Below are 25324 nucleotides of genomic sequence, written 5' to 3'. Positions count from 1 at the left end.
AAAAATAACTGCCGTTGTCCACATGTGGGGGGGATGATAGAAAATCGATGCCCGGGGTCGCTCCAAGTTCCCCTTGGTAATCAGGTGGCCGCTTCTTGACGGGGGGAGTGCTTTACTGAACTCTAAGCGCCCCCCTCTAAGAATACTGAGGGCGCGAGTGGTAAAAGGGCGTAAGTAATCCGCAATGGATGGGGACTATCTCGGCGGTGACCATGGAGGTATGAGTTTCGTTGTGTCGGGAACTATCCCATATATGGACTTGTACAGGTTAAGCGTGATCGCGGTGGTGTCAGCTCACCTCAGCTCAGCCATCGGAAAGCCGGGGTTTAGCGAGGCTCAGTCGTCGCTCCCGTCGGATGATGTGGCACCACGTCGTTTACCACAGTCTTTCACCGCCATTTACCACAGACTCTCACCGCCACTCATTGAGTACGGCCTCGGCAAAAGTCAGGTGATGCTTGTTATGAGCGGAGCTGATCATCCTTTTGTTTGACGTTGAATGGGGGCACTGACCGTCGCATTCTCGCCTGAGAGAAGGGCACACCTTGATAACTTTGATGTCGCAGATCACATCTTTTCGCTTATAATCCCCGTTCATCGACGATGCTACGCGTTTGGGGATTAAAAAATATTTCCCCGCCAGTGCAATAGTCGGTAGTGTAGAAGTGAAACTAGACTCTTTTTTATGGGGCCGGTAGATTTTTCAGTGTTGGACACGGATAGTGTACGACATTTTTTATAGATGCACTCGCAGGAAACTCGCTCGCATCTTAAACGAAGTCAGGAGGATCGTATGACCGCAGTGGTGCCACGGCAGGAGAACTACTCCCAGCCCACTCGTCCCGCACCCACTGGGGGTGCGCGAATTGGCACGCTCGCATGGTCCATGCTGACCACCACGGATCACAAACTACTAGGCATTATGTACATCATCATGTCTTTCGTGTGGTTCTTCGTCGGTGGCTTTATGGCCTTGCTTATTCGTGCCGAGCTCTTTACCCCAGGGCTCCAATTCTTATCCAATGAGCAGTTCAACCAGCTATTTACCATGCACGGCACAATTATGTTGCTGGCATTTGGTACCCCAATTGTGTGGGGCTTTGCTAACTATATTTTACCGCTCCAGATTGGGGCTCCAGACGTGGCTTTCCCACGCCTGAACGCTTTCGGTTTCTGGATTACCACCATCGGTGTGGTTGCCATGATGGCGGGCTTCCTCACCCCAGGTGGCGCAGCTGACTACGGGTGGACAATGTACCTACCCCTTGCTGACTCCATCCACTCCCCAGGTCTTGGTACCGATATGTGGATCGTGGGTGTGGGCGCAACCGGTGTTGGTACCGTTGCATCCGCTATTAATATGGTCACCACCATATTGACCATGCGCGCACCGGGCATGACCATGTTCCGCATGCCAATCTTCTGCTGGAATGTCTTCGTGACGTCCGTGATTGTACTTATGATCTTCCCGCTGCTTCTGGCCGCTGCACTTGGCGTTCTCTATGACCGCAAATTGGGTGGACATATCTATGACCCAGGCAATGGCGGAGCTGTTCTTTGGCAGCACCTCTTCTGGTTCTTCGGGCACCCCGAGGTTTATGTGCTGGCGCTGCCATTCTTCGGCGTTATCTCAGAGATTCTCCCTGTTTTCTCCCGCAAGCCAATGTTCGGTTATATCGGTTTGGTCTTTGCTACCCTGTCGATCGGATCGCTCTCGATGGCTGTGTGGGCTCACCACATGTTCGTCACCGGTGCAATCCTATTGCCCTTCTTCTCCTTTATGACCTTCCTCATCTCGGTTCCTACCGGTGTGAAGTTTGTGAACTGGCTCGGCACTATGTGGCGTGGCCACATCACGTGGGAGACCCCGATGCTCTGGTCGGTCGGCTTCCTCGTTACCTTCCTCTTCGGTGGCCTCACCGGCATTATGCTTGCCTCCCCACCACTGGACTTCCACCTTGCTGAGTCTTATTTCCTCATTGCCCACTTCCACTACACCCTCTTCGGAACCGTCGTCTTCGCCTCCTGTGCAGGCGTCTACTTCTGGTTCCCCAAGATGACCGGTCGCATGCTTGATGAGCGACTAGGCAAGGTGCACTTCTGGCTAACCTTCGTCGGCTTCCACGGCACCTTCCTCATTCAGCACTGGGTAGGAAATATGGGTATGCCCCGCCGCTACGCCGACTACCTCGATTCTGATGGCTTCACCACCCTCAACCAGATTTCCACAGTATTCTCCTTCCTCCTTGGAATGAGCGTATTGCCATTTATCTGGAACGTCGTGAAATCCTGGCGCTACGGCGAGGTTGTCACCGTAGACGACCCATGGGGCTACGGCAACTCCCTCGAGTGGGCGACCTCATGCCCACCACCACGACACAACTTCACGTCGATGCCACGTATCCGCTCCGAGCGTCCAGCCTTCGAGCTGCACTATCCACATATGGTTGAGCGCATGCGTAAGGAAGCACACGTGGGCCGCCACTAATAGCTCCACGCATTCCTGACTTCTTAATACTGAGGCTGATCACACGATCGGCCTCAGTATTTTTATTACCCGAAAGAAATAGCCAAAATGTTAACCGCCCCCGCATCCGTCATGGAAGAATAGGAAGGCGTGAATAGAGACCTTGCCCCCACCGTGGAATTAGAAGCCCCGCTCACCCCTGCCGTCATTACAGTAAGCGGAACAGATCGCATTGGCGTCAGTGCAGCTTTCTTTAGAGTGCTCACAGCTCACGGTGCTCAGATTTTGGATGTCGAGCAGTCTAAATTCCGTGGTTATCTGTCGCTCGCTGCCTATATAGGCATAGATCCCAAGAGGTTAGAAACCCTCACCATCGGGCTGAGGGATACTCTAAGCGCCTACCAGCAAACGGTGACCGTAGAATTACGTGAGACCGTAGGCAGCCCTAAACCGTACTCCACTCACGAGATTATTGTGCTGGGAAATCCTGTTCGCGCTGCCGATATCTCTCGTATCGCTCAGACCCTCGCCAATTACGAAGCCAATATCGATACCATTCGTGGTATCTCCGATTACCCTGTTACTGGGCTCGAATTTAAGATTACGATGGCCAATGCCGACCCAGGTGCGGGAGTCCCCGTGCGTAAAGCACTCGCTGCCTTAAGTAGCGAGCAGGGGATCGATATCGCCATCGAGCGGGCCGGACTACAACGACGCTCCACGAGACTGATTTGCTTTGACTGCGATTCCACCCTCATAACCGGGGAAGTCATCGAGATGCTCGCCGCGCGGACAGGCCGCGAGTTGGAAGTCAAAGACATCACCGATCGCGCCATGCGCGGGGAATTAGACTTCGAGGAATCTTTGCGCGCCCGGGTGCGTCTACTTAAGGGCTTAGATGCGCGCCTCCTTAAAGAGGTCGCTAAGGATATTGTGCTCACCCCGGGTGCGCGGACGACAATTCGCACTTTAAAACGTATGGGCTATAAAACTGCGGTCGTCTCTGGTGGATTTATTGAAGTCCTTCAGGATCTTGCCGCCGACCTCGAACTCGATTATGTCCGCGCAAATACACTCGAGATCAACAATGGTGTGCTAACCGGCGAAGTCCTCGGCACAGTGGTTGATCGCCGGGCGAAAGCCGAGTTCCTCGCCGAATTCGCCGCTGATAGCGGTCTCCAGATGCATCAGACAGTCGCTGTAGGCGACGGTGCTAATGATATCGATATGATCTCAGCTGCAGGCTTAGGTATTGCTTTTAATGCCAAACCAGCTCTCAAAGAGATCGCGGATACCTCGGTCAACTCACCCTTCCTCGATGAGGTGCTCTATATCCTGGGTATCAGTCGTGCCGAAATCGAATCCGAGGATACCTCACTTACTCGTCGTGTTCCGCTCAACCCCTAATGCACTCACAATTTCTCTCGGCTCATCGTTTGCTCGCTGATGCGGTCCAGCATCGCCAACACAGCACCGGTATTGATGATCAAGCGATGCAAATTGTTCTCGAGATCCCAAAACCTAATCCACCCCGACGGGAGGATCTTCTGGCTGCAGCAGGTATCGCTGTTGTACAGGCATGCCTGATCGACGAGGCTGGCTGTGATTCCCATTATCGCAGCCACCTAGAAATGTGGTACGACCGCCGCATCCGCAAGATTACCCGGCGCGCCCGGGGTGCGGGGTGGCGTAACGTTCAAGAAATTCCCGGCGTCACCGCGCACGTCAACGGTGCTCGCGCCCGCGCTTTTATCCCCACGGCTATGGACGACGTTGATCCCAGGTTGCGCTCCCTCCAAATCAAGGGCACCGATCTACCCCCAACCCTCCCAGCACCTGCACCCCCACCAGTTCCTCATCTCCGGGTGCTTATCGATGCCTCGCTCCGTATGAGTCTGGGGAAAGCTGCCGCCCAAGTAGGACACGCCTCCATGCTTTTTGCGGGCAGCCTTGATGCCTCCGCATGTTGGGCCTGGCGAGAGCGCGGATACCTTCTCAGCGTTGCCGAAGTAGACGCCCTCAGCTGCGCGCAGGCAGCGCACCAACCGGGTGCGATAACGGTTATTGATGCTGGTTTTACCGAGATTGCTCCGGGCTCGATGAGTTGTGTTGCGTTGTGGAGTGCTGGACCAGGCGCCCTAGAGCTGCAATGACTGTCTCTTTTTTATGGGTGCGCCAAAATGCGGGCATGGAAGAGATTAAAAAACTCCCGTAGCGCTTGCTGCTCAGGCGAGGATCGAGGCACGCTACCACCCCGCGATCCGAGGTGACACGTAAGAGCCGGCCGGCGCCTTGAGCCATCAGTAATGCCGCGTGGGCGGCAGCAACCTCCATAAAACCGTTACGACCAGCTGCGTCCGCTGCCTCTTTGCGGGCCTGTAAAAGGGGATCATCAGGCCTTGGGAACGGGATCTTATCCATGATCACCAGCGAACAGCTGCTGCCGGGGACGTCTACACCCTGCCACAAACTCAACGTGCCGAAGAGGCAAGAATTTTCCTCTTTGCTAAAAGTTTTGATGAGTGCTCCGGTACTATCCTCGCCCTGGCACAGAACTTTAAAAGGCAAGCGATGCCGCAGCGCGTCCGCGGCTTGCACGGCGGCACGTTTAGAGGAGAATAGGCCCAAACTGCGACCTCCCGCCGCCATAATGAGGTCATAGATCTCGTCGATAATGGCATCAGCAAGGCCATCCCGAGAGGGTTCGGGCAGATGGGTGGGAAGATAGAGGATACCCGAGTGCGCGGGATCAAACGGGGTCCCCACATCGAGTCCGCGCCAGCTATGTTTCGGCACACCCCAACTAGCCGCCATAGCCTTGAAATTCCCGCCGAGGGTCAACGTTGCCGAGGTGAGAATCACGGTGTGGCTGCTAAATAAATGCAGCGCTAAAGCGTGAGAAACAGAGAGCGGGGCAATATGCATGCTCAAGCGACCGCGTTCATCTTCCGTTAGCCACACCACATCTTTATGCTGAGTGATATCGGGCTCTTCAAAAACGTCGAGAATGCGAATGATGGCCTCGCGCTGGCTTTCTAAATGCATCTTGACATTCTGTCTCTCCGCGTAGCGCTCGGGGTCATTCGTACTCTCCTGAGGTGGCGCGGTGCCAATACTGGTGATGAGCGCGCCAGTGAGAGAAACAATGGCATCGAGAGAAGGTTTGAGGGCCTCTGGAAGGTCAACCAGTCGTCCGAGTGGTATCTGCCCCATCGCTTTTTCCCAATCCTCGACAGCGGAGGCGAGTTTTTCATCGCGAACTCCGGAGCCCAATTTTGCGGCCCGATTCAGCGAAAGATCAAAGGCGTGGGTAGAGATCTCCTGGGTACTCATCGCAGTAAAGCGATCGGTGAGTTCATGGGCTTCGTCAACAATAACAACGTCGTGATCGGGGAGGACAGGCACATCGAAAATAGCGTTAATAGCGAGCATCGCGTGGTTGGTGACAACGATTTCACTCTCGCCAGCCTCTTTTTTGGCGTACTCGGCAAAGCACTCTTCCCCGAAGGGGCAGCGCGAAGCGCCCATACATTCTTGAGCGCTCACACTAAACTGGCGCCATATTAGATCGGGCACTCCAGGTTCGAGGCTGTCACGATCTCCTGTTTCCGTCTCCTCGGCCCACGCAAAAACACGGGCACTCGCCGCTCCCAGCTCACTTATGGGAGTGTCCTCGGTATCAAGCGAATCCTCTAAAGAGCTGGCTCGATCGAGCTTATAACGGCATAAATAATTGCTGCGGCCTTTTAAAATGGCGAAGCTTGGCGGAGGATCGAGAATATCGGCCAGAGCAGCGCGCACTCGCGGCAAATCTCGATCGATGAGCTGTTTCTGGAGCGCAATCGTCGCTGTGGAGATTATCACTGGTTGGGAAGAATCGCGTGCCGACATTATCGCTGGAATGAGGTAGGCAAGCGATTTACCGGTACCCGTTCCCGCCTGGACGGCCAAGTGGGTACCGTTTTTTAGAGCCTTATCCACCGCCTGCGCCATACGCACTTGACCCGGTCGGCTGTGGCCCCCAATCCCGCTGACTGCGGCATCGAGCAGCTTCGTGACATTGAGATCGGCCATTAGAAGCCGAGGTAGCGCACACTGAGCACAGGCTCATCCTTGCTGAGAGCGAGGCCCTCCCACGGAAGGGTCACCAGTTGATGTGCGAGGTAATCGCGAGACTGCTTGAGCGTGGGAAGTCCTGCAACCCGGTGCCCATCGCGCATCAGCGGGATGGTGAGCGGGAGTACGCTAAGATTTGGGAATTCCGGCTCCGCGCTGTCAAAGGGCATCACGATTTCTTCGATTGCGGTCCCTGAGGCCCGGTGAGTACGCACGGCGCGCTTGGCTCCACCCACAGAATTCTTATTCCTGGAGCGCTTGGCCACAGGATGATCATCCACTGCGACCAATTTATACACCAGTGAGGCCGTGGGAGCACCGGATCCAGTTACCAGCGAGGTGCCCACTCCGAAACTATCGACAGGATCTCCGCGCAGGCCCGCAATGGCGTATTCGTCCAAGTCAGAGGAGACGACGATGCGGGTATTATAGGCCCCCAATTCATCGAGCTGCTGGCGTACCTTGCGAGTCATGACCCCCAAATCGCCGGAATCGATACGCACGGCTCCCAGTTCGGTTCCAGCGACCTCAATGGCGTTGTTTACACCTTGGGTGATATCGAAGGTATCGACTAAGAGAGTGGTGGAGCTCCCGTACTGGGCAATCTGCGACTCAAAGGCCGCCCTTTCATTGGGGGCACCATCGGAACCGACATGCACGAGCGTCCACGAGTGCGCCGCGGTACCTGTGGCAGGGATACCATAGCGGTGTGCAGCCTCAAGATTAGAGGTGGCCTGGAAACCAGCGAGATAGGCAGCGCGAGAGGCGGTGACTGCGGCCTCCTCATGGGTTCGCCTAGAGCCCATTTCGATCAGCGGGCGACCATCGGCCGCGGTTACCATCCGTGCTGCGGCAGTAGCGATCGCAGAATCAGAGTTTAGTATTGAGAGGATCACCGTCTCGAGGATCACGCACTCGGCAAAAGTGCCCTGCACGGTGAGGATAGGGGAGTGGGGGAAATATAATTCGCCTTCCCGGTAGCCGTCCACTTGTCCTGTAAAACGGTAATGGCGAAGAAACTCCTTCGTTTCCTCGTTGAGGAAATCGAGACCAGCGATTTGATCGCTGGTAAAGATAAAATTCTCGATAGCCTCGATAACGCGCTCTGTGCCCGCGACCACCCCGTAGCGGCGCTCATTAGGAAGCCTACGTCCGAAGACTTCAAAGGTGCAGTGGCGCCAGGCAGTGCCGTCGGCAAGCGCGGACTGTAGCATGGTGAGCTCATACATATCCGTCATGAGCGCGGTTGAGGTAGACATCAAATTTTTCTTTCTCGCTTATTAGCTAATCCAGTTGGATATAAGCGTATGTCTTCTCGCCGACGCTTGCCACTCCAACGCCTGCGGTCGTGCGATCTATTCGCCCCAAAACCTGTTGGCTTGGGGGATTATGAAACCACTGGTCTAAAAATGCCACCGCGGATGCTTGATGATGAAAAAGCTTAGCCTGCACCGTGAGCTGACCTGACTCTGGGCCCCAGTAGGTCCCCGTTGTAGCATTGCGCTCGGCCCACTATTGGGCGCGCACATTTCAGTGTATACCGAGACGAAGAGACGACGAAGAGACGACGAAGAGGGTGCCCGCTATCGAGTTTCGCGCAATTCACGATTGTGAGGATATTGCTCCTCATCGTGGAGTTTTCAAAAAGCCGCCGAGTATCGCCGAGTATCACGGTCTCGTAGCGCGTCATCGTAATAGCTCTCAGAAAAACGATAGCTTCTCCGCTGCGAGGATCCGTCGGATGGTGACATATATTCCGCCACGGTAGCGGAGGCAAGCGTACTTGGCGCGATGAGGCCGGCGAGAAATTGTTGAATGCCACCGAGCATCGCGAGGTTGCCGCGAAAGAGAGCTGTAATATCTCGAATCAGAGCGGGGAGAAGTGGCATGGGGTGGAAACCCCTTCCGCAGCGAAGAATGCGGCGATGAGTAGCGGGTTGAGTAGAGGGTTGCCGTGTTTTCTGAACATACCCACGAGGTATTGCGGGTGCTTTATGCACTATGCGTGAAGCTTGCAGCTAAACTGGACGTTTATGAGTACCTGTAACCCGCGCTGCGGCTCCCCAATGGCCACACCTGAGCTGGATGAGGATCTCGAGGTCGACATTGCCACCAGTGAGAACCTCCCATGGATGTGCATTGTTTGGGATGATCCCGTGAACCTGATGAGCTATGTCACCTATGTTTTTCAAACCGTGCTCGGTTATGATCCGAAGCGGGCTGTGGAGCTGATGATGCGGGTCCACACCGAAGGCAAAGCAGTGGTGAGCTCCGGTGAAAAGGATAAGGTCGAAGCGGATGTGAAAAAACTTCATACCGCTGGGCTCTGGGCCACCATGCAGCAAGGGGGATAAGGGTTATGCACGCGTGGAAAAAGAAAAAATCTCTCCTCAAAGGCGTTTCATTTAGTTGCGAACTCGAAGTCCATGAACGCCAGATTCTAGGCAACCTCGCCGCGACTGTTGCTGAAGCCCTTATCGAGCGGGCTCAATCGGCGCCCAAGGATGAACTGGCGGAGCTCACCGGCATGCCCTCAGGTCATACCGTGGCTCCAGAGGACCCGGGACTGGCCCGTCTCTTGCCCGATTTTGAGCGCGAGGGTGATGAGGAATACGAGGGTGATAATGGCCTCTTACGCGCCCTCAACGAAACCGAGATTACCAAGGAGAAGCTCGCTGGGCTCAGCGCAATCTCTCATGCGATTGGCCCGGGTGGCTCAGAGCATATCAAGCTCTCTGAACCAGAGGCACTTCTATGGCTACGTGCTCTCAACGATATTCGGCTCTTCTTTGCCGCTAGCGAGATCGCCCAACCTGATGAAAGCCGCGACCGTGATCAAATCGTGGAGTGGCTCGCCTATAACCAAGACAGCCTGCTCCAGGCCGTGATGGGGGAAGCTTAATGGGAGGCTTTTTAAGCGATATCCCAGGCATCGCCATCGCCCATCAAAGCCTAGGTGATACCGGCTGCAGTGTTATTATTGCCCGCGATTCCGCCACCTGTGCAGTAGATGTGCGTGGTGGGGGGCCGGGAACGAGAGAAACTGATCTCCTCGAACCTCACAACACAGTGCAGCGCGTCCACGCAATCGCATTAAGTGGGGGATCAGCCTACGGTCTAGCTGTTGCTGATGGTGTCATGGCGGCCCTCGAAGAGGCAGGCATCGGTTTCCCCGTCCTAGGACCAGAAGTTCCCGGTCCGATTGTCCCCATCGTGCCAGCAGCAGTCATCTTTGATCTCCTCGTTGGCGATCCACATCACCGCCCCACCAAAGAGGATGGAATCGCTGCCACTAAAGCAGCGCTCAAGGATGGCAAGGATCAGCGTTCTGGATCTATCGGTGCGGGAGTGGCCGCCACAGCTGGGGTGCTGCGGGGCGGCTTCGGCCAGGCCAGCATGCACGTAGGTCCAGATAACCAGTGGCGTATTGCGTGCGGCATTGTGGCTAATCCAGTTGGTAGAGTGGCCGATCCGAATACCGGCCAACTCTATGCGGACCCCTCGATACGGGTGGATAGACAAAAATTTGCCGCCCTCAAACCGCTGCTCAGTAAGCTCAATACCACCATCGGTGTCATCGCCACCGACGCTCCCATCACCAAAGCGCAAGCAAAGAGGATCGCTATGGTGGGCCACGATGGAATTGCCAGAGCTATTCAGCCAGCCCACTCGCCGCTCGATGGAGACACTCTCTTCTGCCTATCCACTGGCGCAGATACTGGCGTGGATATCGCCATGATGGGTGAATTATCGGCTGCGGCGGCGCAGGTCGTATCAGCGGCAATCCTTGATGCCCTCCTCCACGCGCAGCCTGCCTTCTCACTGCCGACCGTGAGCTTATTGCGGGTACAATAGCGCGTACCATGAGCAATGTGATGCGGCAACCAGCAGAAACTTTTGGACCAGTCAGAAGCGTGAAAAAAGGCCTTATTGTGGCAGGCTCCTTTTTAGTACTGATTTGGTCGGTTCAGATCATCGGCCTCCTCCTGTTTCCTAAGAATATGGCCTATCTGGGGATTCGCCCCCTAGAATTCTCCTCCGTAGCTTCGATCCTTTCAGCGCCTTTTGTCCACGGAAGCTTTAGCCATTTAATTGCCAATTCTGTTCCGGGCGCCATCTTTGCTTTCTTGGTTGGCTATTCCGGCTACCGGGTCTTCGTCGAAGTAACCATGATCACGATCTTCGTCGGCGGACTGGGAGTATGGATTACCGGTGGGATGGGCACCGTGCATATAGGCGCCTCCGGATTAGTCTACGGGTGGCTGGTCTACCTCGTAGCTCGAGGGGTTTTTAATAAATCCTTTGGCCAAGTGGTGGTAGGAGTCGTTTTGGGGCTGAGCTACTCCGGAATGATCTGGGGAATATTTCCCACCGCCGCATGGATTAGCTGGCAGGGGCACCTCTTTGGAGCCCTTGGGGGATTCTTAGCAGCGGCCACCATCGTTTCCGATGACCCTAAGCCCGCCAGAAAACCTGTCCGAATCAATCCATAAACCCATGAAAATAGTAGAGACAGATATGGCTTCTTTATCACAGACTGCAACCCCTGACGCCAATGCACCAATCGGAATCTTCGATTCCGGAGTTGGAGGACTGACGGTAGCCCGCACCATCATGGAGCAGCTGCCTGGTGAGTCCGTGATTTATATAGGTGATACAGCCCATGGCCCCTACGGCCCACTGCCCATTGCCACGGTGCGCCAACACGCGCTCGCTATTGCCGACGAACTCGTCGAGCGGGGCTGCAAAATGCTCGTCATAGCCTGTAATACGGCCTCGGCTGCCTGTCTGCGTGATGCTCGAGAACGATATGCCATTCCCGTCCTTGAAGTAATCCAACCCGCCGTACGCCGCGCAGTAGCGACCACCCGCAATGGAAAGATTGGGGTCATAGGAACCGTCGGTACCATCAATTCAGGGGCCTACCAAGATCTTTTTGCTGTTAATCCCCAGGTAGAGGCTTATGCCCAAGCATGCCCTCGGTTTGTCGACTTCGTCGAACGTGGGATTACTTATGGACGTCAAGTACTCGGAATAGCTGAGGCTTATGTAGAGCCGCTCCAAGCAGCGGGAGTGGATACCCTCGTGCTTGGCTGCACCCATTACCCATTGCTTTCTGGGGTGATCCAACTCGCCATCGGGGACCAAGTTACCCTGGTGTCCTCGGCGGAGGAAACCGCCAAGGATGTGATGCGAACTCTGTCGCAGCGCAATCTCCTCGCCAGCACCGACCATCCCACAAGAGTCTTTGAGGCAACCGGCGATCCAGAGAAATTTCAGCAGTTAGCTGCGCGTTTTCTCGGGCCAGATGTGACGTGCGTCAGTTCGCATAGATAAAGCTAAATTTCCCACATATGCAGGACTTTTCTTGTTGTCGGTAGAAAAAACATGGGAAAGTTGATCTATGAAGGTTACAGTTCTCGGTAGCTCCGGAAGCCTGGGGGCGCACGGTAATCCCGCCTCCGGCTACCTCGTGGAAGCCACCGCCGGGTCCGCCGTAGTGATGGATTTAGGTCCTGGCGTACTTGGCAATCTGCAGACCCTACAGAACCCGAGCGAGGCGCATGTGGTCTTCTCTCACCTGCACCCCGATCACTGCCTGGACTTTCCCTCACTCATGGTCTGGCGACGCTACCACCCCGAGCGTGCTGCCCACTCCCATCATATCTGCGCGGGCCCTCGACTTCTCCCCGAAAAGCTTGGAATTTTAAGTGCCAACGAACCAGGCCAGATCGATGATATGGGTGATACCTTCACCTTCACCGCCTGGCAGGCCCACCACGCAGAAATAATTGGTGGACTCCACGTCACCCCTTATCCAGCAATTCACCCCAGCGAGAGCTATTCGCTACGCGTTGAGGACCAGGCAACGGGTGCGGTCATAGCCTACTCAGGTGATACTGCCTATCATGAGCACCTCATCGCCGCCGCTGATCAGGCCGATCTCTTCATCTGCGAGGCCACGTGGGGGGAGAGCTCTGATGGCAAGGTCACAGAAATGCATATGAGTGGCGCCGAAGCAGGACGCGCTGCCACCCAAGCTGGAGCGAAAAAGCTGCTGCTCACCCATATTCCTCCCTGGGTCGACTGGGAGGCAACGCGCCGGGCTGCCGCCGCGCACTACCATGGCCCGATTGAGCTTGCTCGACCCTTCCTTGAACTCGAGATATAGCTACGCGCTAGACTCGTTTACTATGACAGCTCCTATCACGCGTGCCGACGGCCGCCAAGCCCACGAATTACGACCAGTAAAAATCACCCGCGGATTCACCTCCAACCCCGCCGGATCCGTACTCATCGAATTTGGCAATACCCGGGTGATGTGCACCGCCAGCGTGGAACGTGGCGTACCCCGCTTCAAACGCGACTCCGGCGAAGGCTGGCTTACCGCGGAGTACTCCATGCTTCCTGCCGCCACTCACGAGCGGATGCCGAGAGAATCCATGCGCGGCAAAGTCAAAGGCCGCACCCACGAAATCTCCAGGCTCATTGGTCGCAGCCTCCGCGCAGCCATCGACCTTAGAGCACTGGGCGAAAATACCATCAATATTGACTGCGATGTCCTCCAAGCCGACGGTGGTACCCGAACCGCCTCCATCACGGGCGCCTATATTGCCCTAGCGGACGCGATTACCCACTTAAAACAAATTGATCCCAGCATCGGAAACGCTCTCCTGGCTCCCGTGGCGGCCATCTCCGTGGGAGTCATCGACGGTGATGCCCTCCTCGACCTCCCTTATGAGGAAGATTCCCGCGCTGATGTGGATATGAATATCGTGATGCAAGAGGGTGGACGCTTCGTGGAAATCCAAGGCACTGGCGAACACAATACCTTCAGCCGTGAAGAACTTAACCAGTTAATGGATCTCGGCGAACAAGGCTGCCAAGAACTCATTGCCGCTCAAAAAGCCGCCCTCGGACTCTAATATGCGTATCCTGCTGGCCTCGCATAACGCAAAAAAGCGTGAGGAACTCGAAAATCTTGTACGTGCCGCGGGCCTCGAGACTATCGATATTTGTACTTTGTCCGATGTCGATCCCTATCCGGAGCCAGTTGAAGACGGGCGTACCTTCAGCGATAACGCACTGATCAAAGCGCGCGCCGGGGTGCACCACACGGGGATCATGACTCTCGCCGATGATTCTGGCCTCGCGGTCGCCGAACTCAACGGATGCCCAGGAGTGCTCTCTGCCCGCTGGGCCGGAGAGCACGGGAACGATCAAGCCAATAATGAGCTGCTTCTAGCGCAGCTAAAGGATACCCCGCTCAAGCGACGGCAAGCGGCCTTCCACAGCGTTCTCGCGCTCGTTGATCCAAACGGGCAGGAATACCTCGTAGAAGGATATTGGCCAGGAAGCATAGCCACCAGCCCCCGCGGTGATAACGGCTTCGGCTACGATCCCATCTTCCTACCCGACGACGCCCAGGGTCGAACCAGCGCGGAATTGAGTGCGGTTGAGAAAAACCACATCAGCCACCGTGCGAGGGCGCTACAGAAGCTACTTCCTATTCTCCGGGAGATCAGCGCATAGAAAAATCCGCGACCACTATAAGTCGCGGATTTTTGGTTTTTAATTCAAATCGAATTGCTCTTTAACCTCGCTGCGGCGCCAGTGCTCCACGAAAAAGCTCAAAAAAGGCACGGCACCAGCAAGGGCAGTGACCACCCAGCGAAGCGGCGGCCACAGGGCTTTCGTTCCCAGATTCAACGTGGCCAGTAAGTACACCATATAAAACAGCCCATGAATCTGACCGATATAGTGCATCCACATGGGCACGTCCATCCCCAAAAGATACTCTGCGATCATGCGCGCTGTGAGCAAAAGAAGCCAGGTGCCAGTGACCCACGCAGCAATGGAAAAGAAAGTTAAAGCTTGCTTCACACGGCGCTGGCGCTCGGGGTGAACCCGTGGTGCTGTCATCTATATGTCCTCATTTCTTGAATCTGGCCGCACCCTGCGCGGCTGGACAAGCTCATTAAATTCCTCCACAGAGGGCTGATGCCACTGCGGTAAAAACTCCTCATCGATGGCATCAACAGTAGGCTGCTGCTTCTCAATGACGAATTCCTCACCACGATGGGCGGCCTCCGCGCGCTCATTTTCGTATTGTAGGATGCGGCGATAAGCGTAGACGAAGAAGAAGCCAAAAAATGGCCATTGCAGAGCGTAGCCCAAATTTTGGAAGGTGCCCGAACCAGACTGAAAACGCGTCCACTGCCACCACGCTAGGGCGAAAGTGGCAATGACTAGCAGGGCTAGGAAAATAACGTGCCACGCCTTCACGCGTAGTTTCGGAACGGGATCAGGGTTGATACTCACAATATTTAAGAGTATCAAATACTGAGAAACCTAGACGTGGCAGAGCCATTTTGATCACCTCGCATGTGGCCTGTACAATGATCCAAGCACGCGCTCGTGGCGGAATTGGCAGACGCGCTGGATTTAGGTTCCAGTGTCTTAGGACGTGGGAGTTCAAGTCTCCCCGGGCGCACCACAGCTTTAATGCCACTCTGTGTCATAGACACGGGGTGGCTTTTTGCGTGAAGGAGTAGACTTAATCACGTCGATGTAGCAGGTTTGCAGTGCTGCTGTGATATCAACAACGGTAATTCCTGGGGGCAGTTTTGGGCTGCGGTGCAGAATCGATAGCGTTCAGGGCTTCACCTCGCATCTGATCCACAATTCGTCGGCACTAATTAGCGAGTTTCGGAGAAGATGCTAGGTTTGAAAAAATGCTTCTCCTGTGAGCCTATGCATTAAGGGATGCTCAGCCTCTAGACGGGTTTCTCTGCCTCAAGTCTAAATGGTCTTGAGACCTAGCATGCGACCGTTTGCAGTGCAGAATTTTAGGAGACTTCGCTTTGCTACATAACGATATTGGAAGACTTTCTTCTCTATGTCTCAGGTATTCGTACACGTATGTAGTTATTTAGTCATAGCCTTTGAACTGTTTGTAAGATGAGTGGTTTTGTGAAAATATTGCTTACCTTTTGAGGTGCTTAAGTTAGAAGGGCTACAGATTGTAAAATTTTTGCTACGGCGAAACCTTGAAGCGTTCTATCGACCGAACTCTCGAAAGAGATTTACGGCGATCGAACATAGTGTTGAGGTTCTTTCTCTGAAAGAACTGGGGCTCGACCGCTGGGGGAGAAGAGTTTTATCGTCGTAACAAGGGCGAGCATCATCTCTGCTTAAGCGGGGGAAAACGTCCTATTTATGCAGCTAGATGATCAACGACACGGATCATCCCCGCTCGTGCGGGGAAAACCCGTGGACGGGTCGTTTTTAGGGTTTTTCGAGCGGATCATCCCCGCTCGTGCGGGGAAAACCCAGCCTACTCCCCCCGACGGTAGTAGCGTAGAGGATCATCCCCGCTCGTGCGGGGAAAACGGTTATGGCGTATCGGGCGTTGTTGGATGCTACGGATCATCCCCGCTCGTGCGGGGAAAACCTCCTTGGTTTGAGGTTTTGAGGTTTCCCTCTCGGATCATCCCCGCTCGTGCGGGGAAAACACGAACTACCCGCGCGCCCGCCTAAGCGCCTTAGGATCATCCCCGCTCGTGCGGGGAAAACTAACGTTTTGGTCGGTAGGTGGGACGCTCACTAGGATCATCCCCGCTCGTGCGGGGAAAACTAAATATGACGGCGCGCCGGTCGTTGATGAGTCGGATCATCCCCGCTCGTGCGGGGAAAACTGCCTGAGGGTCTACAACTGCGCGGCAATATACGGATCATCCCCGCTCGTGCGGGGAAAACAGGCCAGCGATAGCAGTCAGTGAGTTGATCGGCGGATCATCCCCGCTCGTGCGGGGAAAACCAAATAACCCTAGCTGGGATTGCTTGCAGTCTCGGATCATCCCCGCTCGTGCGGGGAAAACTCTCACGCACTTGAGGGTGAGTTACGTGCACTTGGATCATCCCCGCTCGTGCGGGGAAAACTTTTGAGGGTTTTCCGCCCGGAGTTGAGTCGTCGGATCATCCCCGCTCGTGCGGGGAAAACCTGGGAGGCTGTGCAGTGGGCGCGCCGCGTCGCGGATCATCCCCGCTCGTGCGGGGAAAACTCTACTGCACCCCCCCTATAGATGAGGTCGTGAGGATCATCCCCGCTCGTGCGGGGAAAACTTTGCCACCTACACAGCTCATTAACGGCATTTAGGATCATCCCCGCTCGTGCGGGGAAAACAGCTGGCTCAAACGACTGCTCTGGTAGCGAAAAGGATCATCCCCGCTCGTGCGGGGAAAACTGTCCTCCCACCAATTCATAAGAAGATCGGAACGGATCATCCCCGCTCGTGCGGGGAAAACGTGGGGAAACGGCGACGCGGAGGCGAACCGCCGGGATCATCCCCGCTCGTGCGGGGAAAACTCCCAAAATGCCGCGCGTCAATACGCCTAAAACGGATCATCCCCGCTCGTGCGGGGAAAACACTGAACCACATGAGCAACATGCAGTCGAAAACGGATCATCCCCGCTCGTGCGGGGAAAACCGGTATCCCGCCGTATTCTGATTTCCGCCCTAAGGATCATCCCCGCTCGTGCGGGGAAAACTGGCGACGGCCGTACTTTTGGTTTCGCTAATGCGGATCATCCCCGCTCGTGCGGGGAAAACTCGCAGCTCTCGACGGCCAATTCCCCGTCACACGGATCATCCCCGCTCGTGCGGGGAAAACTCCTCGGTTACCTTGGGGGCTTGTTTACGAGGCGGATCATCCCCGCTCGTGCGGGGAAAACTTGAGCTACCTGACTGTCGGTGAGTTCAAGGGCGGATCATCCCCGCTCGTGCGGGGAAAACCTGGGGTTTCTCGTTCTCATCGTGATCCTATTCGGATCATCCCCGCTCGTGCGGGGAAAACCTTTGCGGCCTATCTGCCAGCCCTCGTGCTTCAGGATCATCCCCGCTCGTGCGGGGAAAACGTGGTTCGCAAATGGGTAGCGCATGGTGTCTCCGGATCATCCCCGCTCGTGCGGGGAAAACCTCAGGGCTCTGCACCTCATACATCATCAAATCGGATCATCCCCGCTCGTGCGGGGAAAACGCTACGCCCGCGATGGGTTTAGTTAGACCCTGCGGATCATCCCCGCTCGTGCGGGGAAAACGCTTGTTTCAGCACTTCAAGGGTCTTTTTACCCGGATCATCCCCGCTCGTGCGGGGAAAACAGCTTAAAACGCTTGTTGAGCGGGTTGCAGCGCGGATCATCCCCGCTCGTGCGGGGAAAACTCCTGGCACAAGGCCACAGTCGACCTGCCCGCCGGATCATCCCCGCTCGTGCGGGGAAAACCGGCGGGCTTCGGCCATGTACTGGTCGTGGTACGGATCATCCCCGCTCGTGCGGGGAAAACTCACCGCCTACCACGAATCGCTTAGAACACAGCGGATCATCCCCGCTCGTGCGGGGAAAACGCGGGCTGTCCGACTCCCTGGAATTCATGGAGAGGATCATCCCCGCTCGTGCGGGGAAAACGGATCTGCTCCTTGTGTCTGTGGCTGGGACTGCGGATCATCCCCGCTCGTGCGGGGAAAACGTGTGTGGCGACCTGGTAGCGCATAGTGCCTCCGGATCATCCCCGCTCGTGCGGGGAAAACTAAGTCGTTCAATTGGTGAGATTGAAGCCACAAGGATCATCCCCGCTCGTGCGGGGAAAACATCGCTTGGGAGGTATTTCTCCTTGGTTTGGACGGATCATCCCCGCTCGTGCGGGGAAAACATAAAGACTTGTACAACAAGTGCGGAGCGACGCGGATCATCCCCGCTCGTGCGGGGAAAACATTCATTATGACCACTGCACGCATGTGCAGACCGGATCATCCCCGCTCGTGCGGGGAAAACTTTGGGGTAGATTTTCCGATCTACTGCCATACCGGATCATCCCCGCTCGTGCGGGGAAAACCACTACCCCGAAACCCCCAAAGCCCCCGAGCCCGGATCATCCCCGCTCGTGCGGGGAAAACTGGTCATGGTATCCTTTTGGGTAGATGTAGTGCGGATCATCCCCGCTCGTGCGGGGAAAACTGATGGTGGCCTCGTCGTAGGTGTATCCGCTGCGGATCATCCCCGCTCGTGCGGGGAAAACGCGCCAATTTTTATACTCAATCATCTGGTCAGAGGATCATCCCCGCTCGTGCGGGGAAAACTTCGCACGCGTTGAGCAGAACGCCCAACGCCTCTGGATCATCCCCGCTCGTGCGGGGAAAACGTTGATGTTTCGGGGTTCTCATGTGTTCCTTTCGGATCATCCCCGCTCGTGCGGGGAAAACCTTAGAAGTCTTGTCGATGATGAGATGATGACGGGATCATCCCCGCTCGTGCGGGGAAAACTCGTCTCGGCGGCGTTGAGCCTATTGCGGTAACGGATCATCCCCGCTCGTGCGGGGAAAACGGTTTCGGTGAGTAGGTAGCGTGGCGAGTGCCCGGATCATCCCCGCTCGTGCGGGGAAAACGCCATATGTCGAAGAAGCTGCACGAGTAGACGCGGATCATCCCCGCTCGTGCGGGGAAAACGGGGCAGAGATAACCGACACCCCCGATGTGTCCGGATCATCCCCGCTCGTGCGGGGAAAACACCACGTATGGTGCACGTTTATCAACCTCAATAGCAGTTTACATTGGATTTAAGCCGTCGCCGAATCACTTTAGCGCCGAAATCGGTGTTTCCTGCCAGCACGAGACCAGCCCACTTTTGGCTTTACCTCTTTCGCCCGGCGCGCCTTGCTAGGACGGCGAACAAGATTGACACCCTCCACGTCGACTATTTCCCACTCGTGATTATGAACTCGAAATCCATACCCTTGTTCGTATTCGCGAGTGGTGAACGTCATGATGGCTCGGCCGTTGCCTAACTCCTGCGTTACTAGCGCCCACAGCTTATCTCTAATCCGCGGGTTTACTTTTCCCACAAAGACTCCTGCAGAAACCTCGCTCAACCATCTAGTTAGATGTCCCCGTAAAGAGGGTGGACATGAGCTAAGGACGATGGTTATCATATTTGCTGCTCATAGTTGGTTCCGCCTGCAACCCGCTGCTGTCTGTCATCCCAGAGTTGAATGATCTGATCTTCAAACCAACTGTCATCGTCCGATTTAGCTTCTTCAGGAACTAAGAGAGTTTTTAGATCTTCTACTATTTTCACGCTAAGACGGTTCTGCTTGAAGGCATTGCGGCATGACTTTCTAGTGAAAGTGGGTAAATCGTCGAGCGAGAAGGGCAGATCGTGCATAGCAACGACAGACTCGAAAGCAATGGGTATCGTTATGCTGGCCTTGTATAGATCAGCAATGTCATAGACAAATGATCGGTCGTGACCGGTATGGATGATTCCGAGGCCAGGAGAGCATCCGAGGGCCACGATGGTGGCATGTACTAGCCCGTATAAGCACGTATGAGCGGCTGAGAGCGCGACGTTTATTGGGTCTCCTGAGGAAAAGTTATGCAGATCGTACTGGCGTCTATCCCAAGGTACGTCGTAGCGTTTAGACATATCGCGGTAGAGCCGCCTAATGCGAGCCCCTTCCCGTCCGCGCAGCTGTTGCATAGTCAAACCCGAGGTGTCCTCGCCGTCGAAGCGCAGCTCATACATTGCGCGAGCAGCTTGAAGTCTGAGCCTCTGATTGGAGACAATTTTAGCTTGGGCTTCTAGTAGGCGGGTATTACGCCCTATGGGCCTGCCGTGTGCATAGTATCTTACGCCTTCCTCTCCCACCCAGATGACGCTCATGCCAGAATCGGCAATGGTTGTCATCGCTTGATGTGTCACCCGAGTCCCAGGCCCGAGCATCAACACAGCTAGTGCAGCGCTCGGGATATGTATAACGCCATTTTCGTCAGTGGCAGTAAGAGCAGATGAGCTTTTCGCGATTGTGCAATGCTCCAAGTACAGGAAGCTTAAGCGATCGTCCGCTCGCACCAGCGAACTTGACTCTGTTGGCTTCATACCTGGGATACTCATAGGTACCTAACCTTCCCTAAGCGGGGCTAGCGTAACCAGACCGAAACCATATGCCTTAGCTTTACCCACACCCCTGATAAGTGTCGAACGCAGTAAATCTGGATCGGTCACCTCCAGGGCACCTTCGAAAGTGCAGGATTGCAAAGTGACCGTGCGCTCTTCGTGTCTAAATCGAATACTTGTGGAGTCGCCGACAAAGAAGCTCGGCTGTTCGGTATCGCTTCCTACTGCGAGTGAAACGCCCAGGTGTGAAGCGCGTTCCATCAGCCAGAGCATTTGGTCATCTTCGCGCTGGAGTGGTACTCGGCGCTTCTTGTCATCGCTGCAAAAGGTTTCCTTGACGGGATTTGCACGTAGTCGGAATCGATAACGCTGACCAGTGAGTAAGCGATCGAGGAACTGATCGTATTCTCGGCTTTCCCAGGTCACTTCCTGAGACCACCCAGCTTGTTCCTGCAAATGTTCAAAGGATGGAACGCGGTTGCTGACCATCCATAAGGTTACGTCTCTTTGGTTGCGCTCCAGCCGCCATAAGGAGCGCGGATTCTGGTCTTCGAAGTGTGTGGGAAAGCAGCATTCAACTGCAGCGTGCATAGCTCGCGGGTTGCTGAGCAGTTTTCCCGTCGCCCGTCGTTGTGGGTTAAGCTTCATACGGCTGAGATAGTTCACTGAGCACCTCCTACAAGGGCGAATGGATCATGATCACGAACAGGGATCCCATCCGGGTTTGGAATCGGAGGAGAGAGCCGGTGTCGTACTGGTCGAAGTGCGTGCTTACGGTTTTCGTAGCCAAAACTGATAGGAATATCCCGGATTAACTCATCGGGCTTGTCTCCAACCTCGCAATCCGTCGATATGGGCAGCCTGAGACTTTGAGGTTGCTTACGGCGATACCAATCCGCAGCTAGCCACGGGTGCTGATCGAGAGCGTCATCGAGAGTATCTTCCTTGAATCCCAGCACGATCTTCCCTGTCGGAGTGCATGAGCGTCGACCGAGGAAAAGGGGATAGGCGGGCTTTTTGATGCTTTCAGCCAAACCTTCAAGCAACTCCCTTTCTCCCTCAATACCCACGAGAAATTTCGCGTCGGCGAGATAGTGGCGATAGGTAAGCGGTTTCGCTTTACTGTTACGCCAGTCAATTTCGGTCTGAAAATCCTTGATTAATTTTCCCGCTTGATCGGCTCGTACTCCCAAGCGAAGGCCTACCAAATCACTGACGTCATCGGCCCGCGACCGGCCTTGAGCTGCGGCCAAAAGACCAATGACACCACTTTTAGTCGGCTCGCTCCTAGTCGTCCGGTAAACGAAGCGGGAAGAATCACCCCACGCCTGTAGCGGACCTGCAAATCTTAGTAATAGTACCGTCATGGTCTTAGCTCTGGTCTACGGTATCAAGAACAGCGGCCTCTACAAGCTGGACGATCTCAGGGAGCGTGTGAGCCTCGCCGAAATTTTCAAGGTGGGATCCCTTGGCCGCTGATCCGGTGGCCAAATAGAAGGAGTGGGTTTTCTCGGATCCATAGGCAGTATCGGAGGAAATTGCGTGCTCAGTGAGGCGATCAACGGCTTCCTTCATACGGTTAGATCGCGAGGTGATTGCGTCTTCGAAAGCATCGACAAAGTTGACCGGCTGATCGGCACGGAGTGAAACAGCGAAGAATTCGGGTCGGGTGCGATTGGCAAAAGTATTTTGCTTGCCCGTGGGCATTGACACGGCGAAGGAATCGCAGAAAGCTGCCACGGCACGAGCAGCAGCGGATACCGAGCCTAGAGTTTTGACGAGTTCAGGCACATTGATAGTGGCGTAGCGATACAAAGTAGAGGAATTGAATTCAATGGTCCCGATCATCCCAGCGCCAGCATTATCCTCTGGGGCGTTATCGTCTACAGCCGTGAAGTAGTCGAATTCGGCCTCAAGGGGATGGACTCCGATCGCATGTGCTACTTGGCAGCACGCGTCAGCGTTTAGATCAGGGGCATCGGCAATCATGCGGCCAAATAGGGCAACATCGATGGAGTGTTTATCTTCGACGGCCTTCTTGGCGTCCTTCTTTGTGATCTGCCCACCATTTTCGGTATGAGCTTTGATTGCTAAATCAGCTAGTGCTTCAATTTGCTTACGGGCAAGGAAAAGGAGGTACTGAGTGACTTGTCTCTCGGGAGCACCATCCTCGGTATCTTTCTTGCTCTTTTTAGCAACTTGCAGCTTAATGCCAGCTGCTTTCAGTACATTTGCCGCAAGCTCTGCAGAGGTGTCCGCGAGTTCGGGGTTCTTCGCTGCGATATTGGCTGCAATACGGTCTACGGCTAGGAGAGTGCGTTCGCCGAGGTCGTCAATGTCGAGCTTAGATTCGAAATCCTTGCGGATAGCGCGCTTCCAGGCTTGTGACGATACTCGCGCGCGACGAGTGCCTCCGAAGAATGTGGATTTTGGAGCTCCCGAATCATCGCGGTTGATATTCGCGGGTCCAACGGCTTGGATAGCGTGGAAATCAATATAGAGGTGAGACATGAGAGGAAACCTTTCTTAGGATTCAGGATTGGTGAAGCGGTATATTTGGCGAGCCCAACCAAGTTGGACAGCTTTTCTACTGTCGGGAAATTGAAAGAGGTAGAGTTCCCGCGCTAGCCGGCCGTAGTCGAGCGGGATGTCTTTACTCCGTAGTAAAGACACCAGAGTACGAAGGTGGTAACTAGCTGCCTCTACAGTCTGCGCTTGGGTAGCGGATGTGAATCGGCGAAACAGTGAGCTTTCGAAAAGGTCAGCTTCGTTAGTCCGGGCAAGAGTACGCATCGCAGTGCCAAGCCCATTGTCCTTGACGTGCATTGGTCTGGTTTTAGACTGCATGTGGACTGCGAAGAGCGTCAGCGCAGTAAAGACGGCTTGCTCGGCTGCGGAGGGGTGCTGTCCCCGTCCAACGAGAGATTCTGGGAAATTTTCGGCGAGGACTGCCCACGTCTCTGGTGACTCTCCGACAGTCTTACTGGCAGACCTGCGCCATGAAGCCAAATCTGCCTTGGCACTAGGCGACCCTTCTAGGTACTTTTTCTGCAGGCGCTCAACAGTGCGGTAGACGAATGTTGAAACTTGATCAGCTTGAGTAGCCATTATTCTCCTTCCTTTGTAGGTAGTTGCTTAAAAATTTTGGATCTGAACCAAGCTTCGGACTGGCCAAGATTATAAATAGTGTCGTCTTTTTTGCGACCGCGCCAAGCATTCGGAGAGGCATGGGCCGCCAGGGTCCGTCCCTCTTCGAGAATGAGCGCGCGTAATTCGTCCGTCCAGCGCTGGAGTTGCTCCTCTGCGTGATGATGATCAATAGAGAGCTCGCTGAGCCAGGTGCGAAAGCGGGAGTCCACGAGTGAGAAGGCTACTAGCCGGGCAGAATCTCGAGCAATAGCAGGAGCATCCATGCTGTCAGTTTCGGAGCGTGCGATATTCGCAGCAAATTGTCCGAAGGTGCTAATAGCGTCCAAGGTCCTCATGACGGCGGTCTCGGCTATATCCCGAACTCCAGCACCCTCGACTGTGGTTATCAACGCTGGAAAAGTAAGCTTATCCTCAACGATGGTTGAAACTGATGCGGATTGGTTGCCATAAACAACACTTGCCACGGTCACGTTGAGGCTGAAATCGTCGGGGAGTGGACGGCCAATTCTTGCACCCAACTGGGTGACAGTTTCAGGAGGTTCGACCGAAGGGATCTGATCCTTTATGTTGAAATTCTCGATCACCTCGCGCCCAGTTGCCACCTGGGGAAGAAAGGACTGGAACCCACGCCATAATGCTTCTTCGGCGCTAAGTGCTTTGGGCATAAATACTGGGCGCTTGGCCTTTTGGGACTGTGGCCTGGAATAACGCCACGGAGTCATGGTCTCGTATTGTAGTTGGTTGAGATAATCTACTGGATCGCCGTTGGCTATCAGTACCGCGTCGATCGCTTCCCCGTTGTTTCGGAGCAGAATTCGACGCTGTGGCCATGTGATTAGTGAGAGTTGACCGTGGGCAACCGCTGTCGGGCGGGCAGCCGCTGAGAGAGGGGGCTCCTCCCAAATGGGCAGATCCTTAGATCGATCAACATCAGGTTGAGTGGCGTAATTGAGAAGCAAAGTTTCTTTTAACGTGTGACCTCTGATAATTGTGCCACCGAGCCACCCGGTCCAGCCGATTCCCATGGGGTAACCTTTGCCCCCTTTAACGCGAGAATCTCCTACAGCTCCGGACTTGATTCCAGAGTAATCGTAGGCATGAGCGTGGATGAGCCACAGTGCCGCCTCTGCGTAGCTGAGGGGTAGCTTGGAATCGCGTTGCTGGTAGAGCGAGCCCTCCCCAGGACTGTCCGTGATGAGTATATTAAGGTCTTTCCATTCGCCTTTTGCAGTGCGAAGATGAGGGGTCTGCAGGAAGGGTCTTTCAGGATCGAGAAGGTCAAATCGATTGTGTACCGAATTGAGGTATTCGTCGATTTCTTTGTTAGGTAAACCTCGGTTGAGCCATAGGTCTGACCAGTATTCTTCAGGGTCTTCATGCATAGGTTCGTCGACACTGCGTCGAAGAATAGCTAGACAGATGCGAAAGACCGCGAAGTGCATCGTGGGTAGCTCGCAGGAGATATCAATGATCTCATCGCTTAGCTGGAACAGTGAGCGCAGGCTGACTGAATCTACGGTGAGATCTTTCCTTAAAACCGGGATCCACTCTTCGTCGATTAGATTGAACTGTTGGTGCATAACGACCTCCTTTCTTTAGTTGTTTAATTCTAACTTAGCAATAAAAAAAGATTTTTTGC

24 protein-coding genes, 1 tRNA gene and 1 CRISPR repeat array are annotated in these 25324 nt (G+C 54.9%); of the genes, 13 read left to right on the top strand and 12 right to left on the bottom strand.

Annotated elements, in window-relative coordinates; genetic code table 11:
- Positions 1 to 220 precede the first annotated feature (220 nt).
- The 4 genes from NXS13_RS08820 to NXS13_RS08805 all read left to right on the top strand — a co-directional run bounded on the left by NXS13_RS08820 (position 221) and on the right by NXS13_RS08805 (position 4620).
- Entirely contained in the window at positions 221 to 493 is a 273-nt protein-coding gene (locus NXS13_RS08820; protein WP_259289651.1) for a hypothetical protein, read from the top strand.
- 300 nt (positions 494 to 793) lie between these two features.
- Positions 794 to 2488 carry a cytochrome c oxidase subunit I gene (gene ctaD / locus NXS13_RS08815; RefSeq protein WP_259080123.1) on the top strand — a complete coding sequence of 565 codons (1695 nt, stop codon included), beginning with the start codon at positions 794 to 796 and terminating at the stop codon, positions 2486 to 2488.
- 129 nt (positions 2489 to 2617) lie between these two features.
- Complete coding sequence (gene serB / locus NXS13_RS08810) at positions 2618 to 3874, top strand: phosphoserine phosphatase SerB (RefSeq protein ID WP_259289650.1); 1257 nt, start codon at positions 2618 to 2620, stop codon at positions 3872 to 3874.
- Complete coding sequence (locus tag NXS13_RS08805; RefSeq protein WP_259289649.1) at positions 3874 to 4620, top strand: peptidyl-tRNA hydrolase; 747 nt, start codon at positions 3874 to 3876, stop codon at positions 4618 to 4620. Before serB ends, NXS13_RS08805 begins: the two co-directional genes overlap by 1 nt.
- On the opposite strand, the gene NXS13_RS08800 is transcribed toward NXS13_RS08805, so the two are convergent.
- The 3 genes from NXS13_RS08800 to NXS13_RS08790 all read right to left on the bottom strand — a co-directional run bounded on the left by NXS13_RS08800 (position 4544) and on the right by NXS13_RS08790 (position 8472).
- Positions 4544 to 6541, bottom strand: a complete 1998-nt coding sequence (locus NXS13_RS08800; protein WP_259289648.1) for an ATP-dependent DNA helicase — start codon at positions 6539 to 6541, stop codon at positions 4544 to 4546. The genes NXS13_RS08805 and NXS13_RS08800 overlap by 77 nt on opposite strands.
- The gene (locus NXS13_RS08795) at positions 6541 to 7842 is read right to left on the bottom strand and encodes a nicotinate phosphoribosyltransferase (RefSeq protein ID WP_259080134.1); all 1302 of its coding nucleotides are present in this window, start codon (positions 7840 to 7842) and stop codon (positions 6541 to 6543) included. The genes NXS13_RS08800 and NXS13_RS08795 overlap by 1 nt, the downstream gene beginning before the upstream one ends.
- 381 nt (positions 7843 to 8223) lie before the next feature.
- On the bottom strand, positions 8224 to 8472 hold the full coding sequence (locus NXS13_RS08790) for a hypothetical protein (protein ID WP_259289647.1): 249 nt from the start codon (positions 8470 to 8472) through the stop codon (positions 8224 to 8226).
- Between the two features lie 144 nt (positions 8473 to 8616).
- Between NXS13_RS08790 and clpS the strand changes: the two genes are divergently transcribed.
- The 8 genes from clpS to rdgB all read left to right on the top strand — a co-directional run bounded on the left by clpS (position 8617) and on the right by rdgB (position 14116).
- Positions 8617 to 8937 carry an ATP-dependent Clp protease adapter ClpS gene (gene clpS, locus NXS13_RS08785; RefSeq protein ID WP_259080144.1) on the top strand — a complete coding sequence of 107 codons (321 nt, stop codon included), beginning with the start codon at positions 8617 to 8619 and terminating at the stop codon, positions 8935 to 8937.
- A 5-nt stretch (positions 8938 to 8942) separates the two neighbouring features.
- On the top strand, positions 8943 to 9485 hold the full coding sequence (locus NXS13_RS08780; RefSeq protein WP_259289646.1) for a DUF2017 domain-containing protein: 543 nt from the start codon (positions 8943 to 8945) through the stop codon (positions 9483 to 9485).
- Positions 9485 to 10438, top strand: coding sequence for a P1 family peptidase (locus tag NXS13_RS08775; RefSeq protein WP_259080147.1), 954 nt, complete (start codon positions 9485 to 9487; stop codon positions 10436 to 10438). Before NXS13_RS08780 ends, NXS13_RS08775 begins: the two co-directional genes overlap by 1 nt.
- Positions 10439 to 10446: 8 nt before the next feature.
- On the top strand, positions 10447 to 11076 hold the full coding sequence (locus NXS13_RS08770) for a rhomboid family intramembrane serine protease (RefSeq protein WP_259080148.1): 630 nt from the start codon (positions 10447 to 10449) through the stop codon (positions 11074 to 11076).
- A 25-nt stretch (positions 11077 to 11101) separates the two neighbouring features.
- Positions 11102 to 11920: a glutamate racemase gene (gene murI, locus NXS13_RS08765; RefSeq protein WP_259289645.1), complete on the top strand. Its 819-nt coding sequence runs from the start codon at positions 11102 to 11104 to the stop codon at positions 11918 to 11920.
- A gap of 67 nt (positions 11921 to 11987) precedes the next feature.
- The gene (locus NXS13_RS08760) at positions 11988 to 12755 is read left to right on the top strand and encodes an MBL fold metallo-hydrolase (protein ID WP_259289644.1); all 768 of its coding nucleotides are present in this window, start codon (positions 11988 to 11990) and stop codon (positions 12753 to 12755) included.
- Between the two features lie 22 nt (positions 12756 to 12777).
- A complete protein-coding gene (gene rph / locus NXS13_RS08755; RefSeq protein ID WP_259080152.1) occupies positions 12778 to 13509 on the top strand; it encodes a ribonuclease PH in 732 nt (243 codons plus the stop codon).
- Position 13510: 1 nt separating this feature from the next.
- Positions 13511 to 14116, top strand: coding sequence for an RdgB/HAM1 family non-canonical purine NTP pyrophosphatase (rdgB, locus tag NXS13_RS08750; RefSeq protein ID WP_259289643.1), 606 nt, complete (start codon positions 13511 to 13513; stop codon positions 14114 to 14116).
- A gap of 39 nt (positions 14117 to 14155) precedes the next feature.
- On the opposite strand, the gene NXS13_RS08745 is transcribed toward rdgB, so the two are convergent.
- Positions 14156 to 14506 carry a DUF3817 domain-containing protein gene (locus tag NXS13_RS08745; protein ID WP_259289642.1) on the bottom strand — a complete coding sequence of 117 codons (351 nt, stop codon included), beginning with the start codon at positions 14504 to 14506 and terminating at the stop codon, positions 14156 to 14158.
- A complete protein-coding gene (locus NXS13_RS08740; RefSeq protein ID WP_259080159.1) occupies positions 14507 to 14905 on the bottom strand; it encodes a hypothetical protein in 399 nt (132 codons plus the stop codon).
- 90 nt (positions 14906 to 14995) lie between these two features.
- Between NXS13_RS08740 and NXS13_RS08735 the strand changes: the two genes are divergently transcribed.
- Positions 14996 to 15080: transfer RNA gene (locus tag NXS13_RS08735), tRNA-Leu, on the top strand.
- A gap of 684 nt (positions 15081 to 15764) precedes the next feature.
- A CRISPR array of direct repeats spans positions 15765 to 19149; the repeat unit is 28 nt; unit sequence GGATCATCCCCGCTCGTGCGGGGAAAAC.
- Between the two features lie 70 nt (positions 19150 to 19219).
- Here the strand turns inward: NXS13_RS08735 and cas2e are convergent.
- The 7 genes from cas2e to casA are packed head-to-tail and all read right to left on the bottom strand — an operon-like array spanning position 19220 to position 25265.
- Positions 19220 to 19570 (bottom strand): type I-E CRISPR-associated endoribonuclease Cas2e, encoded by a 351-nt coding sequence (gene cas2e, locus NXS13_RS08730; protein ID WP_259289641.1) that lies wholly within the window; start codon positions 19568 to 19570, stop codon positions 19220 to 19222.
- On the bottom strand, positions 19567 to 20532 hold the full coding sequence (cas1e, locus tag NXS13_RS08725) for a type I-E CRISPR-associated endonuclease Cas1e (RefSeq protein ID WP_259080165.1): 966 nt from the start codon (positions 20530 to 20532) through the stop codon (positions 19567 to 19569). The genes cas2e and cas1e overlap by 4 nt, the downstream gene beginning before the upstream one ends.
- Before the next feature lie 6 nt (positions 20533 to 20538).
- Positions 20539 to 21183 carry a type I-E CRISPR-associated protein Cas6/Cse3/CasE gene (gene cas6e / locus NXS13_RS08720; RefSeq protein WP_259289640.1) on the bottom strand — a complete coding sequence of 215 codons (645 nt, stop codon included), beginning with the start codon at positions 21181 to 21183 and terminating at the stop codon, positions 20539 to 20541.
- 14 nt (positions 21184 to 21197) lie between these two features.
- Positions 21198 to 21902 carry a type I-E CRISPR-associated protein Cas5/CasD gene (cas5e, locus tag NXS13_RS08715; protein WP_259158745.1) on the bottom strand — a complete coding sequence of 235 codons (705 nt, stop codon included), beginning with the start codon at positions 21900 to 21902 and terminating at the stop codon, positions 21198 to 21200.
- 4 nt (positions 21903 to 21906) lie between these two features.
- On the bottom strand, positions 21907 to 23046 hold the full coding sequence (gene cas7e, locus NXS13_RS08710) for a type I-E CRISPR-associated protein Cas7/Cse4/CasC (RefSeq protein WP_259289639.1): 1140 nt from the start codon (positions 23044 to 23046) through the stop codon (positions 21907 to 21909).
- Between the two features lie 15 nt (positions 23047 to 23061).
- Positions 23062 to 23643: a type I-E CRISPR-associated protein Cse2/CasB gene (casB, locus tag NXS13_RS08705; RefSeq protein WP_259080171.1), complete on the bottom strand. Its 582-nt coding sequence runs from the start codon at positions 23641 to 23643 to the stop codon at positions 23062 to 23064.
- Positions 23643 to 25265 (bottom strand): type I-E CRISPR-associated protein Cse1/CasA, encoded by a 1623-nt coding sequence (gene casA / locus NXS13_RS08700; RefSeq protein ID WP_259289638.1) that lies wholly within the window; start codon positions 25263 to 25265, stop codon positions 23643 to 23645. The genes casB and casA overlap by 1 nt, the downstream gene beginning before the upstream one ends.
- Between the last annotated feature and the right edge of the window lie 59 nt (positions 25266 to 25324).

It is taken from the genome of Corynebacterium sp. ES2730-CONJ (assembly GCF_024834055.1).
Classification (GTDB): Bacteria; Actinomycetota; Actinomycetes; order Mycobacteriales; family Mycobacteriaceae; genus Corynebacterium.
This window is presented reverse-complemented; position numbering and strand designations above follow the sequence as displayed.

Coding starts and splice junctions, on each gene's coding strand:
- cas6e (WP_259289640.1), bottom strand. CDS start 21,183: ATGAAGCTTAACCCACAACGACGGGCGACGGGAAAACTGCTCAGCAAC.
- cas2e (WP_259289641.1), bottom strand. CDS start 19,570: ATGATAACCATCGTCCTTAGCTCATGTCCACCCTCTTTACGGGGACAT.
- cas5e (WP_259158745.1), bottom strand. CDS start 21,902: ATGACGGTACTATTACTAAGATTTGCAGGTCCGCTACAGGCGTGGGGT.
- NXS13_RS08775 (WP_259080147.1), top strand. CDS start 9,485: ATGGGAGGCTTTTTAAGCGATATCCCAGGCATCGCCATCGCCCATCAA.
- NXS13_RS08800 (WP_259289648.1), bottom strand. CDS start 6,541: ATGGCCGATCTCAATGTCACGAAGCTGCTCGATGCCGCAGTCAGCGGG.
- NXS13_RS08745 (WP_259289642.1), bottom strand. CDS start 14,506: ATGACAGCACCACGGGTTCACCCCGAGCGCCAGCGCCGTGTGAAGCAA.
- rph (WP_259080152.1), top strand. CDS start 12,778: ATGACAGCTCCTATCACGCGTGCCGACGGCCGCCAAGCCCACGAATTA.
- NXS13_RS08795 (WP_259080134.1), bottom strand. CDS start 7,842: ATGTCTACCTCAACCGCGCTCATGACGGATATGTATGAGCTCACCATG.
- cas1e (WP_259080165.1), bottom strand. CDS start 20,532: ATGAGTATCCCAGGTATGAAGCCAACAGAGTCAAGTTCGCTGGTGCGA.
- casA (WP_259289638.1), bottom strand. CDS start 25,265: ATGCACCAACAGTTCAATCTAATCGACGAAGAGTGGATCCCGGTTTTA.
- ctaD (WP_259080123.1), top strand. CDS start 794: ATGACCGCAGTGGTGCCACGGCAGGAGAACTACTCCCAGCCCACTCGT.
- NXS13_RS08760 (WP_259289644.1), top strand. CDS start 11,988: ATGAAGGTTACAGTTCTCGGTAGCTCCGGAAGCCTGGGGGCGCACGGT.
- murI (WP_259289645.1), top strand. CDS start 11,102: ATGGCTTCTTTATCACAGACTGCAACCCCTGACGCCAATGCACCAATC.
- NXS13_RS08820 (WP_259289651.1), top strand. CDS start 221: ATGAGTTTCGTTGTGTCGGGAACTATCCCATATATGGACTTGTACAGG.
- clpS (WP_259080144.1), top strand. CDS start 8,617: ATGAGTACCTGTAACCCGCGCTGCGGCTCCCCAATGGCCACACCTGAG.
- cas7e (WP_259289639.1), bottom strand. CDS start 23,046: ATGTCTCACCTCTATATTGATTTCCACGCTATCCAAGCCGTTGGACCC.
- NXS13_RS08790 (WP_259289647.1), bottom strand. CDS start 8,472: ATGCCACTTCTCCCCGCTCTGATTCGAGATATTACAGCTCTCTTTCGC.
- casB (WP_259080171.1), bottom strand. CDS start 23,643: ATGGCTACTCAAGCTGATCAAGTTTCAACATTCGTCTACCGCACTGTT.
- NXS13_RS08770 (WP_259080148.1), top strand. CDS start 10,447: ATGAGCAATGTGATGCGGCAACCAGCAGAAACTTTTGGACCAGTCAGA.
- NXS13_RS08805 (WP_259289649.1), top strand. CDS start 3,874: ATGCACTCACAATTTCTCTCGGCTCATCGTTTGCTCGCTGATGCGGTC.
- NXS13_RS08780 (WP_259289646.1), top strand. CDS start 8,943: ATGCACGCGTGGAAAAAGAAAAAATCTCTCCTCAAAGGCGTTTCATTT.
- rdgB (WP_259289643.1), top strand. CDS start 13,511: ATGCGTATCCTGCTGGCCTCGCATAACGCAAAAAAGCGTGAGGAACTC.